12 protein-coding genes are annotated in these 14733 nt (G+C 50.9%); 7 read left to right on the top strand and 5 right to left on the bottom strand.

The window, feature by feature from the left end:
- Window positions 1–263 precede the first annotated feature (263 nt).
- Entirely contained in the window at window positions 264–2924 is a 2661-nt protein-coding gene (gene pepN / locus ABUL11_RS03255; protein ID WP_350282431.1) for an aminopeptidase N, read from the bottom strand.
- 106 nt (window positions 2925–3030) lie between these two features.
- Window positions 3031–5151 (bottom strand): methionine--tRNA ligase, encoded by a 2121-nt coding sequence (gene metG, locus ABUL11_RS03250; RefSeq protein ID WP_350282430.1) that lies wholly within the window; start codon window positions 5149–5151, stop codon window positions 3031–3033.
- Between the two features lie 99 nt (window positions 5152–5250).
- On the opposite strand from metG, the gene apbC reads away from it, so the two are divergent.
- Window positions 5251–6336, top strand: coding sequence for an iron-sulfur cluster carrier protein ApbC (gene apbC, locus ABUL11_RS03245; RefSeq protein ID WP_350282429.1), 1086 nt, complete (start codon window positions 5251–5253; stop codon window positions 6334–6336).
- A gap of 9 nt (window positions 6337–6345) precedes the next feature.
- Window positions 6346–6912, top strand: coding sequence for a dCTP deaminase (gene dcd / locus ABUL11_RS03240; protein WP_350282428.1), 567 nt, complete (start codon window positions 6346–6348; stop codon window positions 6910–6912).
- 94 nt (window positions 6913–7006) lie between these two features.
- On the opposite strand, the gene ABUL11_RS03235 is transcribed toward dcd, so the two are convergent.
- Window positions 7007–7354, bottom strand: a complete 348-nt coding sequence (locus ABUL11_RS03235) for a cupin domain-containing protein (protein ID WP_350282427.1) — start codon at window positions 7352–7354, stop codon at window positions 7007–7009.
- Window positions 7355–7559: 205 nt separating this feature from the next.
- Between ABUL11_RS03235 and ABUL11_RS03230 the strand changes: the two genes are divergently transcribed.
- A complete protein-coding gene (locus ABUL11_RS03230; protein ID WP_350282426.1) occupies window positions 7560–7880 on the top strand; it encodes an antibiotic biosynthesis monooxygenase in 321 nt (106 codons plus the stop codon).
- Window positions 7880–9064 carry an iron-containing alcohol dehydrogenase gene (locus ABUL11_RS03225; RefSeq protein ID WP_350282425.1) on the top strand — a complete coding sequence of 395 codons (1185 nt, stop codon included), beginning with the start codon at window positions 7880–7882 and terminating at the stop codon, window positions 9062–9064. The genes ABUL11_RS03230 and ABUL11_RS03225 overlap by 1 nt, the downstream gene beginning before the upstream one ends.
- Before the next feature lie 134 nt (window positions 9065–9198).
- On the opposite strand, the gene ABUL11_RS03220 is transcribed toward ABUL11_RS03225, so the two are convergent.
- Window positions 9199–9366 carry a hypothetical protein gene (locus ABUL11_RS03220; RefSeq protein WP_350282424.1) on the bottom strand — a complete coding sequence of 56 codons (168 nt, stop codon included), beginning with the start codon at window positions 9364–9366 and terminating at the stop codon, window positions 9199–9201.
- A 374-nt stretch (window positions 9367–9740) separates the two neighbouring features.
- Between ABUL11_RS03220 and ABUL11_RS03215 the strand changes: the two genes are divergently transcribed.
- A complete protein-coding gene (locus tag ABUL11_RS03215; RefSeq protein WP_350282423.1) occupies window positions 9741–12479 on the top strand; it encodes a cation-transporting P-type ATPase in 2739 nt (912 codons plus the stop codon).
- A gap of 302 nt (window positions 12480–12781) precedes the next feature.
- Here ABUL11_RS03215 and fur read toward each other — a convergent pair whose 3' ends face one another.
- On the bottom strand, window positions 12782–13222 hold the full coding sequence (fur, locus tag ABUL11_RS03210) for a ferric iron uptake transcriptional regulator (protein ID WP_350282422.1): 441 nt from the start codon (window positions 13220–13222) through the stop codon (window positions 12782–12784).
- A gap of 212 nt (window positions 13223–13434) precedes the next feature.
- Here fur and ABUL11_RS03205 point away from each other — a divergent pair, with 212 nt between their 5' ends.
- Window positions 13435–13929, top strand: a complete 495-nt coding sequence (locus ABUL11_RS03205; RefSeq protein WP_350282421.1) for an outer membrane protein assembly factor BamE — start codon at window positions 13435–13437, stop codon at window positions 13927–13929.
- Window positions 13926–14732 carry a 4-hydroxy-tetrahydrodipicolinate reductase gene (gene dapB, locus ABUL11_RS03200; RefSeq protein ID WP_350282420.1) on the top strand — a complete coding sequence of 269 codons (807 nt, stop codon included), beginning with the start codon at window positions 13926–13928 and terminating at the stop codon, window positions 14730–14732. The genes ABUL11_RS03205 and dapB overlap by 4 nt, the downstream gene beginning before the upstream one ends.
- Window position 14733 lies beyond the last annotated feature (1 nt).

Genomic DNA, 14733 nt, shown 5'->3' with positions numbered 1-14733 from the left:
CCAGTTAAGATTATTTTCTCTTAACTGGAGTGTCCGGTTTCATTAAACCATGTCAAGGTTATCTTCGATACAAATGAGGGGCTGACTGAATATTTATCGGCCACCGCCCTGATACTCAGACCCTTCTCCGTGTCCGCCACTACCGGTGTATCAGCAAACGCAACACTGGCTGAATGCGAGCTGTTTCAAAGCGAGAGGCAATGATCTTCGGATTGGTAGGCGTGTCACCCGGGAATGACAAATGCAGAAATTCTCACACCCTGCTAATCGGCACTTCTTCCATTCAGGCTCTTGCTTACAACCTCGTACACATCCTTGCTCAATTCACGTTGCGATAGTGATTCCAATGCCTTGCGCATTAACGTGGCGTGCTCATCAATAAACTGACGCCAGTGCGTTAACGGTGTCAGCAGACGGGCGGCCATTTGAGGGTTACGTTGATCAATGTCGGCGATCTGATCTGCCAGAAACTGATAGGCTTTACCTGAGCTGTCATGGAAACCGACAAAATTCTGATTGGCAAAAGCAGCGATCACGGCACGCAATTTATTCGGATTGCATGCATCAAATGCTTCATGGTTCAGAAGCTGCTGCACTTCCCGTAGAACATTACCCCAAGGCCGTGTCGCCTGAACCTGAAACCACATATTCACTACCAGCGCTTCGTGTTGCCATTGCCGATAAAACGCCTGCAGCGCTTCCTGCCCTACTACCCTGGCATGCTCAGCATGAGCCAGCCCTTTCAGGGCAGTGAACTGGTCAGTCATGTTGTCTGCCCGAAGAAACTGCTGCTGCGCCAGATCCCGATAATATTCATTATCAATATGCAGCAAATACGCCAAAGCCCGATTGCGTAAGCTGCGTGCTGCCATCGCCTGTGCAGACAACCCGGATGAGCTATCCTGCAAAGCCTGGTAACAGCTTAGCAGTTCTGTCTGCAATTGCACGGCAAGCTGATGTTGTAACTGCATTCTTGCCCGGCTGATTGCCGGCGGGTTAGCTTTGTCATAAAGACTTGCCAGATATTGCTCACCGGGTAAATCTAGCATGCAGGCCAATAAAGCTGCATCCATAGCCGCGTGATCAGCCAGCAATTGCTTGAGTACCTCTATCAGCACCGCCTGCTCTGCAAGATTATCTTCGCCATCGATCGCTTTGCTCAGCACGATGCGCATCAGATTTTGCATGGCATCCCAACGGCAGAAACCGTCGCTATCGAGCAAAATCAATTGCCGTAGTTGAGCCAGCTGGTAGTCATAAAAAACCCTGACCGGTGCCGAAAAACCACGCAATAAAGATGGCACAGGCTTTTCTGCCACCTGCTCAAACACGATGGTCTGATGCTCCTCACAGATATCCAGTACGATTTCCGTACCTCTGGCTTGCCCGTCAGTTACCAGAGCCAGCATGCCGTTGCTGCCGTAGAGGGCAATCTTGAGCGGGATATGGAACGCTTTCTTCTCAATCTGCCCGGGCGTTGCAGGTGTATGCTGACGAACAGTCAGACTATATTGCTGGCGGTCAGCATCATAGCTGTCGCTGATATGCAATTGCGGCGTGCCCGCCTGCGAATACCACAAGCGAAACTGGCACAGATCCCTGCCTGATACTTCCTCCATGCACTGGACGAAATCATCGCAAGTGACGGCCTGTCCATCGAAGCGGCTGAAATACAGGTCCGTTGCCTGGCGATATTGCTCCGGCCCCAGTATATTGGCCAGCATGCGCACCACCTCAGCCCCTTTCTCATAAATGGTGACAGTATAGAAATTGGATATTTCCATATAGGAATCCGGCCGCACCGGATGCGCCATCGGACCGGCATCTTCAACAAACTGTACACCGCGTATGAGACTGACATCCTCTATCCGCTTGACCGCACGGCTGTTCATGTCCGCCGAGAATTCGGAATCACGGTAAACCGTCAATCCCTCTTTCAGGCTCAACTGGAACCAGTCACGACAAGTAATCCGGTTGCCAGACCAGTTATGAAAATACTCATGGGCGATCACCCTTTCCACTCGCTGGAATGCGGCATCAGTCGTACTGGTCGGATGAGCCAGTACACAGGACGTATTGAAGATATTCAGCCCTTTGTTTTCCATTGCCCCCATGTTGAAATCATCCACAGCGACTATCATGAAACGATCTAGATCGTATTCCCGGCCGTAGATCTGCTCATCCCAACGCATGGCTTTTTTCAACGACTGCATCGCAAAATGGCATTTATCACCGTCTTTTGCTTCGGTGTAGATTTGCAACAGAACCTGACGGCCGGATTGCGTGGTAAAGCTGTCTTCCAGACAAACCAGATTGCCCGCAACCAGCGCAAACAGATAGCTGGGTTTTTTGAAAGGATCGTGCCAGTGCACGGTACGTCTACCATCGCGCACCGTATCGGACAGACAATTGCCATTGGAAAGCATGGTCGAGAAAGCACCTTCCCGGGCAACGATCACCGTTTCAAATTCGCTCATGACATCCGGCCTGTCCAGGTAATACGTGATCTTGCGAAAACCCTCAGCCTCGCACTGCGTGCAGTACATACTACTGGAGCAATAAAGCCCTTCCAGCGCGGTATTTTTTTCGGGATAAATGCGAGTTGTGCAGTGCAACACAAACTGTTCCGGCACCTCGCGAATGATCAGATTGTGCGGTGTTATCTGGTAATCCCCGGCATCAAGCGGCTGCTCATCAATCGCCAGAGAAAGCAATTCCAGCTGCTCGCCGTGCAAAATCAGATGATCTGCTTTTGCGCTCTGCGGGTTGCGGGTAATCGTCAGCCTGCTGCTGACATCGGTATAACCTTCGTGCAGCTCAAACGTCAGATGCGTTTTTTCAATTAAGAATTCCGGAACACGGTAATCAGCAAGGCGGGTAACAGTGGCAACAGGGGTAAGGGGAGTACCAGATATATCGGACATGATCAGTAAACAACAATAAGTGGGTCAAATAAGCATTAACCCACTTATATCTCCTGATTTCAAGTTATCAAGCGTAATCAGCACAGATGCATTGCACTGCATAACACTATTTCACTCGCATACCTGGTTGGGCGCCACTATCCGGCGCAAGCAGGAAAGGTCCTCCTCCGTTCTCACCACTTGCAGCCAGTACCATGCCTTCGGATAACCCGAATTTCATTTTTCGTGGAGCAAGATTAGCTACCATGACTGTCAGACGCCCTTTGAGCTGTTCCGGATCATAGGCAGATTTGATGCCGGCGAAGACAGTACGCTGTTCAGAGCCGATATCCAGTGTCAGTTGCAGCAGCTTGTCAGCGCCCGGGACATGTTGCGCATCCACAATACGGGCAATGCGCAGATCGATCTTGCCGAAATCTTCGATAGAAATGGTTTCCGCAATCGGCGCAACGGGATGCTGTTGTGCCTGACCGTGTCGCTGCGGGGAATGTGATTCAGTTCCTGTATTCATCGTCTGTTGCATGGTTTGTTGATTGGCCGTAATCAGTGCAGTGATCTGCTTTGGGTCGATACGGGTCATGAGATGCTGATAAGGGTTGATCACATGGCCGGGCGGCAGCAGCGTGCCGGATAAAGGTTGCCCGGCCTGCTGCTTCTGCCAGCTCAATTCACCCAGATTGAGGAAATCCTCGATCTGCGCAGCAGTGCGCGGCAGGATCGGCTTCAGATAGCAGGAAAGCAGATAAAACATCTGGATACCCAGGCTGCAGGCGCGGTGCAGCTCCTGCTCCCGCGTTTCATCTCGGGCAATTTCCCAGGGAGCCAGCATGTGAATTAGTTCATTGACCTCATCTGCACGGCGCATGATATGGCGTACCGCCGCAGAAAAATCACGTGCTTCATAAGCGGCCTCGATTACCCCCGGCTGCCAGCCGGCAAAATGTTCATCCACCATTTGCTGCAGCAGACGATAATCCTCACCGCTCACCAGCTTGCCGCCAAACCGCTTGCTGATGAATCCCGCACACCGGCTGGCGATGTTGATGTATTTGCCCACCAGATCGGAATTGACACGCGCGACGAAATCGTCCAGGTTGAGATCGATATCCTCCATGCTGCCATTCAGCTTGGCGGCATAGTAGTAGCGCAACCATTCCGGGTTCAGCCCCTGTTCCAGATAGCTTTCCGCAGTAATGAACGTACCGCGTGATTTACTCATTTTTTCACCGTTCACAGTCAGAAAACCGTGGGCAAAAATCTGTGTGGGTGTCCGGTAGCCTGCGTTCTCCAGCATCGCCGGCCAGAAAAGCGCATGAAAATAAAGAATATCCTTACCGATGAAATGATAAAGCTCAGTTGTGGAATCCTTTTTCCAGTACGTATCGAAATCAATCCCCTTCCGGGCACAGAGTTTCCTGAAGCTGCCCATGTAGCCGATGGGCGCATCCAGCCAGACGTAAAAATACTTGCCTGTTTCACCGGGAATCTCGAAGCCGAAATAAGGGGCATCACGCGAAATATCCCAATCGGAAAGCTTGTTCTCTCCCGCTTCGCCCAGCCATTCCGCCATTTTATTGGCTGCTTCCGCCTGCAGATGATTCCCTTCACGCGTCCAGCGACGCAGAAAATCCGCACAGCGGGTATCTGATAATTTGAAGAAGAAATGCTCTGAAGCTTTTCTGACGGGAGTCGCACCGGAAACAGCAGAATAGGGATTTTTCAGCTCAGTCGGCGTATAGGCTGCGCCACAAGCCTCGCAGGAATCTCCATATTGCTCAGCCGCACCACATTTGGGACATTCACCCTTGACAAAACGATCCGGCAGAAACAGGTTTTTGACCGGATCATACAACTGTTCGATTGCACGCACAGCAATCAGCCCCGCTTCTTTCAGTTTCCGGTAAATATCCTCGGCATAGTAACGTGTCTCGTCGGAGTGCGTACTGTAGTACTGATCGAAAGCAATATGAAAACCGGTAAAATCGCGCAAATGTTCCGTGTGAACACGGGCAATCAACGTTTCCGGCGAAATCCCTTCCTTTTCCGCACGCAGCATGACGGGTGTACCATGGGTATCATCCGCACAAACATAATGGATGGTATGCCCCTGCATTTTCTGGAAACGCACCCAGATATCGGTCTGGATATACTCGACCAGATGTCCGAGATGGATGCTGCCATTGGCATAAGGCAGTGCGGAAGTTACCAGGATATCGCGTGTAGTCATCAGTTATCGATCGAATATAGGAAAAAAGAATTGTATAACAAACCAGCCGGCGCGATATTTGCTAACATCAATAGTTTTTGATCACAGGAGCTTTCTCAATTGATCACACAACAACAGATTGAGATGGTACTGGAGCAGACCATCGACCCCACGACCGGCAAGGATTATCTGACCAGTAAGGCGGTCAGCGATATTCAGATCAACCAGGATAATGTCTCGGTCAATATCGAACTTGGCTATCCGGCCAAAAGCGTGCTGAACACCGTTCACCAGCAGATCGAACAGGCTGTGCGTACCGTACCGGGAATCGGATCGATAACAGTCAACGTAACCAGCAATATCATTGCCCACAGCGCCCAACGCAAACTCAAGCTGATTCCCGGCGTCAAGAACGTCATCGCCGTGGCTTCGGGCAAGGGGGGCGTAGGTAAATCCGCGACTGCCGCCAATCTCGCACTGGCACTGGCCGCCGAAGGCGCAACCGTGGGAATTCTGGATGCGGACATTTACGGCCCTTCACAACCGCAAATGCTCGGTGTCAGCGGGCGGCCCGATTCTCCGGATGGCAAAACCATCGAACCGATGCGGGCACACGGCATCCAGATGATGTCGATTGGATTGCTGATCGACGTGGAGACCCCGATGGTCTGGCGCGGCCCGATGGTGACACAAGCCTTACAACAGTTGCTGAACGATACCCTCTGGCATGATCTCGACTATCTGGTCATCGATCTGCCTCCCGGTACCGGCGACATTCAATTGACACTTGCCCAGAAAATCCCGGTGACTGGTGCGGTAATCGTCACCACGCCGCAGGACATCGCACTGCTGGATGCTCGCAAAGGCTTGAAAATGTTTGAGAAAGTCGGCATTCCCATTCTGGGGATCGTGGAAAATATGAGTCTGCACACCTGTTCACACTGCGGACACACCGAACCGATTTTCGGAACCGGTGGGGGCGAGAAAATGTGCCGGGATTACAACGTTGAACTGCTCGGGGCACTGCCGCTGGATATCCGCATCCGCGAACACACTGATGCCGGCACGCCCAGCGTAGTAGCCGAACCGGACGGACAGATTGCAGCCATCTACCGCACCATTGCACGCCGGACAGCGGCCAAGATCTCCGAAATGGCACGCGATTATTCGGATGTATTCACTCAGATCATCATGGAAGACGATTAAGGACCTCGAATGTCAATCAAGTCAGACAAATGGATCCGCAGGATGGCTGCTGAATACAACATGATCGAGCCGTTCGAACCCAACCAGATCAAGCAGCGAAATGGCGAGAGCATCGTTTCTTATGGTACGTCCAGCTATGGCTACGATATTCGCTGCTCGGACGAATTCAAGCTGTTTACCAACCTGAATTCAACCATTGTCGATCCGAAACGTTTTGATTCCAACTCGTTTGTCGATGTCAAAGGCGATATATGCATCATCCCGCCCAACTCTTTTGCACTGGCACGTACCGTCGAATATTTTCGCATCCCGCGCAGTGTACTGACGATTTGTCTCGGAAAATCCACCTACGCCCGCTGCGGCATCATCGTCAATGTCACTCCGTTCGAACCGGAATGGGAAGGCTATGTCACGCTGGAATTTTCCAATACCACTCCTCTACCTGCCAAAATTTATGCCAATGAAGGCGTAGCACAGGTCATCTTCTTCGAATCGGATGAAGTGTGTGAAACGTCATACAAGGATCGCAGCGGTAAATACCAGTTTCAGCAAGGAGTTACACTGCCCAAAATATAAACCTGAGAAATACCTGCCCCCAGTATTTCTCATCCACTAATCTCCTTTCATCTCTATTCCATTGCCGATTGCTTACCACAAAAAACAGAATCTATCAGACTTCCTTCCCATCGTTTATCTGATAGGTGTATTCGGCCGGCGCAAAAAACACCAGCACGGTCAGATCTTCCGTAATGTCGCAGAAACAGTGGTCAACATTAGCCGCCACGAAAATAATACTGCCGGCTGATATCTGCCGATGATCACTGCCTATCCGCATCGTTGCCTTACCGTGCGTCACGTAATAAACCTCATCCTCGGTATGCGGCTCCTGCAGATCTTCTGATCCTGCCGGCAAGGTATAAACCCCCATACTCAGCGAAGGTACCCGCAAGAACTCCAGATAAGCTTCACCCGATTCTTTCTGCCTGCCCATCAAATCAGGCAGTTGATGGATATCCATGCGCAAAAATTCTCCTTAACTGATAATTTCGATCAGATCTCGATGAAAATTCGATCTATCAGCAATTATAAGATCGCAAACCTGAAATATTCGGTTTATGCCAAACCTAATGCATCAAAAAAACGTTTCACAAGAATCCAGGAAATCTGGCTTGCACCCGGAAAACTGCACGCCCATAATCACGGCACTTATTTAGAACCCGTAAATGCAGAGGATTTATATCATGTATGTCACTATCGTCTACGCATCCGTCAAAGCAGACAAAGTAGAAGCATTCAAGGAAGCCACCCGTCTGAATCATGAACAATCGATTCACGAACCGGGCAATAGGCGTTTTGACATTCTGCAGTCTGCCGATGATCCAAGCCGGTTCGTACTTTACGAAGCGTACAAAACCCGGGAGGATGCTGCAGCGCATAAAGAAACTGCACATTATCTGACGTGGCGCGATACCGTCGCAGACTGGATGGTTGAGCCGCGCAAGGGGGTCATATATGAGGGTCTGTACCCGGCTGTGGATAACTGATGATGCCCTTTTCTATTGCCCGACTGCCGCGCATCGAATTTGGTGCAGGCGTTCTGAAAAAACTGCCGGATATCATCGAAAGTTATGGCACCCACGTTTTATTGGTTACGGGCGCGCACTCCTTTACAGACACGCCGTACTGGCAGTTCCTGATCGATCAGCTCGAGCATCACGCCATTACCTGGCAACACGCCACGGTAACGGAAGAACCTTCCCCTGCTTTGATCGATGATCTCGTCAGAGATTATGCCAATGAGCACTTTGCCGCAGTCATCGGCATCGGTGGCGGCAGTGCGCTCGATACCGCCAAAGCCGTGGCCGGATTGTTGCAGATACAACATTCGGTGATGGATTATCTCGAAGGAGTTGGCCCGGAGTTGCCGTATCAGGGGCCCTCCCTACCATTCATCGCTGTCCCTACGACTGCCGGTACTGGCAGTGAAGCAACCAAAAACGCCGTGCTCAGCGTGCAAGGTGAGAATGGTTTCAAGAAATCCTTCCGTCACGACAAGCTGGTTGCCGAATATGCAATCATCGATCCGGAGTTACTGGCCAGTTGCCCGCCCGGTGTCATTGCTGCCAACGGTATGGATGCCCTGACGCAACTGCTGGAATCGTACGTATCCCTCAAAGCAAATGCTCTCACCGATGCACTGGCGGTCAGTGGATTGCAGGCTGTTCGTGACGCACTGATCCCGTTTTACCACCAGCAAGGCGAACTGGCGCAACATCGGGAGAAAATGGCTTACGCCGCGCTGCTCTCCGGTATCACGCTGGCACAAACAGGTCTGGGATCGGTACACGGCTTGGCATCCCCGCTTGGTGCGTTCTACCCGATTCCGCATGGTGTCGTTTGCGGTACCTTGGTCGCGGCCGCCACCCGGATCAACCTTCACAGCATGCATATGCGTGAACCGGATAATCCGGCATTAGCAAAATACCAGTATGTTGCCGAAATTTTGTGCGGGCAGCGCTTTAACGATCCGGAAGCCGCCTTAAATGCCCTGATCGATCTGTTGACACAATGGACAGAAGAACTCAATCTGCCCCGGCTATCGCACTACGGTCTGCACTCTACCGAGCTCGATAAAATCATTGCCCACTGCCGTGGCAGCAGTATGAAAACCAATCCGATCGTGCTTACTGATGATGAGATTCGGCAGATTCTGCTGGAAAGACTGTAACCATTTTGAAAACTGTAGCTTGGTTACTTATCCACCTCTGGCAACCTCAATAGATGATGAGTTTATTGCCTTCGCTCATACCACTCCCATGGGTGAGATCGGTACATATCTAGCAACACCCATACGGCTGATATTCAGCCCATTTCCGCAGCTGCCTGAACCATCCTGCGCCAACGTTGGAAAGGATCCACTATAGACTGCCAGATGAATTCCAGAATCGATTTATGTCGAGAATCCAGCGCCGCCTCCATTTTTCCGGATACCCGATCATGAGTTGCGAGATTTCCAATAGCAGCCGGCATAAAATTATTACCATCCCTTCAGCAGTATTATTTTTTGCTTAAAACCTGAAGACTTTGCTCTATTCGTTTAACGTCGAGCCTGTTTAGCAATGAAACAACCGGCTGGCCACCTAGGGAACTGGAGCAGATCACTCCTGGTCAACCAAAATAGAAATCGATAAGAGGTTAGTGGCAGACAATCATGGCATTCTGCTGTCTGATCAACTGTAAACGGTAACTTTCCAGTTCGGCCATCTCTAATAAGAAAGTCATACGCGGCAAAAAGCATACGCATCATGCCCGAATAACACGTCAGAAAATAGATCTGGCACAGCCGGCCTACCACTAGCCAGGATATTAATTACTTACCAACCATCAACAGTATATTTCTCACTATGACGGATCATCCTGTTACCAATCACACTGAAACCTTACGGCAAACAGCATGGCATGCGCTGACTCTGCCGGAGATCGAGCAGATTCTGCATACCGGCCTGGATGGTCTGAGAATGACCGAGGTCAATGATCGCTTTGCCCAGTTCGGACCAAACAGCCTGATCCCGCCCAAACGTCGCGGACCACTGCTGCGCCTGCTGCTGCAATTCCACAATGTCCTGCTGTATATCATGATTGCCGCAGCCGCCATTACCGCTGTACTGGGTCACTGGGTGGATACAGGCGTCCTGCTGGCAGCCGTGCTCATCAATGTCATCATTGGTTTCATCCAGGAGGGCAAAGCAGAAACAGCACTTGATTCCATCCGTGCCATGCTGTCACCACACGCGACAGTCGTCCGAGACGGTACTCGCTATGAGATCGATGCGGCCGGACTAGTACCCGGCGATCTGGTTCTGCTTGCTTCCGGTGACCGGGTACCAGCGGATGTACGCCTGATTTCAATCAAAGAACTGCAGATCGAAGAAGCCGCACTGACTGGTGAATCGCTACCAGTCAGAAAACGAATCGAAACAGCACTGCCGGACACGTTACCCGGAGACCGCTATGGGATGGCTTTTTCCGGCACACTGGTCGTTTATGGTCAGGCCAGCGGGATCGTCGTAGCAACCGGCAGCACAACTGAACTGGGCAAAATCAACCAATTGCTGAAAGATACTCAGCATCTGTCTACTCCGTTATTACGCCAGATCGATCACTTCGGATTCAAACTGGCTGTTTTCATACTGGCTGCTTCTGGTGCGACTTTCTTACTGGGAACCCTGTGGCGTAACCATGCACCAGCAGAAATGTTCATGATGGCGGTAGCTTTGATTGCTTCCGCAATACCGGAAGGATTACCGGCTATCATGACAGTGACGTTGGCACTGGGCGTTCAGCGCATGTCACGGCGCAATGCTATTATCCGAAGACTGCCTGCAGTCGAAGCACTGGGGTCCGTGACAGTCATCTGCTCTGATAAAACCGGGACACTAACACGCAATGAAATGACAGTACAGCGGGTCGTCTGTACTGATCATACGATCGATGTCAGCGGGGTCGGTTATGTACCGACGGGTGAATATAGTATCGATGGACAAACCGTCGACCCTACCCATTATCCAGCACTCACTCTGGCAATTCGTTCCGGTGTGCTGTGCAACGATGCTTTATTACGGGAAAAGGATGGCCTCTGGAGTGTGGAAGGAGATCCCACCGAAGGAGCTCTGCTGATTCTGGGCGCAAAGAACGGTTTTTCCAATCATCATGCCAATACAGCCTGGCCGCGACGGGACGTCATCCCATTCGAATCCCAGCATTCCTTCATGGCAACGTACCACCATGACGATGAGAATGAACCTTGGATTTTCGTCAAAGGTGCGCCAGAACGCATTCTGGATATGTGTACCACCCAGTTGCAGCAGAATGGTAAACAGCCGATTGATATCGACTACTGGCAACGGATGGTAAGCGCCACGGCTGCTAAAGGATTACGCCTGCTGGCATTGGCCTGCAAACAATCAGCCCCGCAGGAAAACAACCTGAGAATCAGCGATATTAAAACAGGCTTCACTTTCCTTGCGCTGGTTGGCATCATCGATCCTCCGCGTGAAGAAGCCGTTCAGGCCGTGGCAGAATGCCATCGGGCAGGCATCCGGGTCAAAATGATTACGGGAGATCATGCAGAAACCGCCCGTGCCGTCGGAGCACAATTGGCCATCGGAGTCGGCAGGCCAGTACTCACCGGAATGGACATCGCTGCCATGGATGATCATACGCTGCGTGATATCGTCATGAATGTCGATATCTTTGCCCGGACCAGCCCTGAACACAAACTGCGCTTGGTAAAGGCCTTACAGTCTGGTGGCCAGGTAGTGGCAATGACCGGAGATGGGGTAAACGATGCACCGGCACTCAAGCGTGCCGATGTGGGTGTTTCAATGGGAATGAATGGCACTGAAGCTGCCAAGGAAGCATCTGACATGGTATTGGCCGATGACAACTTTGCTACGATTGCTTACGCAGTACGCGAAGGCCGAGTTGTTTACGACAATCTGAAAAAATTCATCCTGTTCATGCTGCCAACCAATGGTGGCGAAGCTCTTGTCATCATAGCCGCCATTCTGTTCGAACTCACTCTGCCACTCACACCGGCACAGGTGTTGTGGATCAATATGGTGACAGTCAGTACCCTGGGATTGGCACTGGCTTTTGAACCGGCAGAACATAACATCATGAATCACCGCCCAAGGTCACCCAAGGAAGCATTGCTGTCCGGCTTCTTTGTCTGGCGGGTCTTGATGGTATCCGTACTGATGATGATTGGCGGGCTGGGCCTCTTTCTGTGGGAGCAACACATTGGGGTCAGTACGGAAACAGCCCGCACGATGGCGGTCAACGCCATCGTAATGTCCGAGATGTTCTATCTGATCAACAGTCGCCATACCTTTGCATCGGTTCTTCATCTCGAAGGATTGACCGGTAACCGTTATGTCCTGCTGGCGATTGCTGCCTGCCTGCTGCTGCAGATTGCCTATACTCATCTGCCGACCATGCAGGCCATATTCAATTCGACCGATTTGACGATACTGCAATGGTGCAAATCTATTGCTGCCGGATTGATGGTGTTCTGTGTCATCGAGATCGAGAAGTCACTCATCCGGCATACCCGTCTTGCCTCGGTCATGACATCGGCCTGATAGACTGCCCTGTCACAGTCGAAGCGATCATCAACCAGGCCATGAATCACGAATAAGCTGGAAATCCCACTCACACAATAATTTCTTTGGAATCATGGGTGCCATAATACCTGCCCTGTCAAGGATTGAAAGAGCACATCACACTTGCAGAATCGGCCTTGATTCCGCAGAGTACATCAAACAATTAGACTTCACGCAAGTGAGATGCGGGCCCGATCGCTCTGGATGATCATACCAACGTACAGGAAGATACGGCCAAAGCTCGTCGCCGCTTCTCAATCTCCAGACAAGCACATTGTTACCTATTTGCGATGCGGACAATTTTCCTTGGTGCAATCAGCGTACAGTGACAGAGAATGCTCCTGCAATACGAACCCGCGCTCCTTGGCAATTTTTGCCTGGCGTTTCTCGATTTCCGCATCGTAAAATTCTTCTACCCGACCACATTGCAGACATACCAGATGGTCATGGTGATTATCGCTTGCCAGTTCGAATACTGCCTTGCCGCTTTCGAAATGGTGGCGTTCGAGCAAGCCGGCCTGTTCAAACTGGGTCAATACGCGGTAAACCGTTGCCAAACCGATATCCTCCCCTCCATTAAGCAATTCTTTATATACATCTTCTGCCGAGAGGTGCCGAATCAAACTGTTCTCGAACAGATTCAGTATTTTCAGACGCGGGAGAGTCGTCTTCAACCCCATCGTTTTAAGGTCTATATTCTTCAAATTCTCCGATTTTTTCATAGGTTATTTATCCAGAAATATTTGCCGTATCTATGAGACAATTACGACGTTTTAGCCTCCATCGTAATTTCCTTTTGATCCGAGGGAACCTCGCTACTCGCCATAAAGATACGTATTATTACAGTCATTTTCGTTTACACTTTACCCCGCTCCGGGAGAGCTGACCGTCCATAGTATCCTATCCCAGGCGGATTGAAAAATATTGATCTGGTATGCATGCATTTTTCCCACGACTGTTACTCCTGTTGCTGTTTCTTCCTCTGACGCACTGCACCTATCTTCCTTCACTGCCTTATAAAATCGATATCCAGCAGGGTAATGTCGTGACAGATGAAATGGTGGCAAAACTGAAACCTGGGATGACTCGTTCACAAGTTCGATTCACGCTGGGTACACCGTTGGTCATGGATATATTTCATGGTGACCGGTGGGATTATATCTATCGCACTGCACCAGGTGGTCGAGTCGCCGAAGAAAAGAAACTGACCGTTTTCTTCCAGGATGACCGGTTATCACATATTCAGGGAGATTTTCCGCAACCGCCGGCTTTCAGCGAAAGTGAGCCCGCTCAAAATATCTTTGCGCCCGAACAAACATTTACCCCTGTCCCGGATACCGACAACAATATGAATGAAGAGCCGGACAAAAAAGGGACGATCGACTTCCTCAAAGAAAACCAGACAAATTTTTACAAGGATGATCAATGACGCCGTTAAACATAGCCGTTGCCGGAAGTACCGGCCGCATGGGCCGGGCAATCATGGAAACCATTGCAGAAGCAAACGATCTGCGATTATCCGCGGCACTCGAGCAGCCGGGCAATCCATATCTGTCGCAGGATGTAGGCAACCTGACCGCAACACCTCCGGGGGTCGCCATCAGCAGTGATTATGTTTCTGCACTGGTTGGCAGCGATATACTGATCGACTTCACACGCCCTGCCGGCACGCTGTCACACCTTGCTGCATGTCGTAAACTGGGGGTCGGAATGGTGATCGGTACTACCGGATTTTCACCGGAAGAAAAAGACATCATCCATGCTGCCGCCCAAGACATCGCCATCGTACTGGCACCCAACATGAGCGTAGGAGTCAACCTGCTGTTCAGGCTGCTCGAAGTAGCCGCAAAAGCGTTGCCGGAAGGCTATGATGTCGAAATTATCGAGGCACATCATCGCCATAAGGTTGATGCTCCCTCCGGAACAGCTCTACGCATGGGTGAGGTAATTGCCCAGGCCCAGAGCAAGGATCTCGAAAAAGTTGCAATTTACGGCCGTGAAGGCAATACCGGTGAACGTCGTGCAGATACGATCGGCTTCTCGACCATACGTGGCGGAGATATCGTAGGCGACCACACGGCATTATTCGCCGGAATCGGTGAACGCCTGGAAATCACTCATAAAGCCAGCAGCCGTAAAACATTTGCTGCCGGGGCACTGCATGCAGCACGTTTTCTCATGACCCGGAAATCAGGATTGTTCGATATGCAGGATGTATTGGGGCTGCGCTGAT

It is taken from the genome of Nitrosomonas sp. (assembly GCF_040256045.1).
In the GTDB taxonomy this organism is placed as follows: domain Bacteria; phylum Pseudomonadota; class Gammaproteobacteria; order Burkholderiales; family Nitrosomonadaceae; genus Nitrosomonas.
Note: the sequence above shows the minus strand (reverse complement) of the source record. Positions and strands in the feature narration are given on the sequence as shown.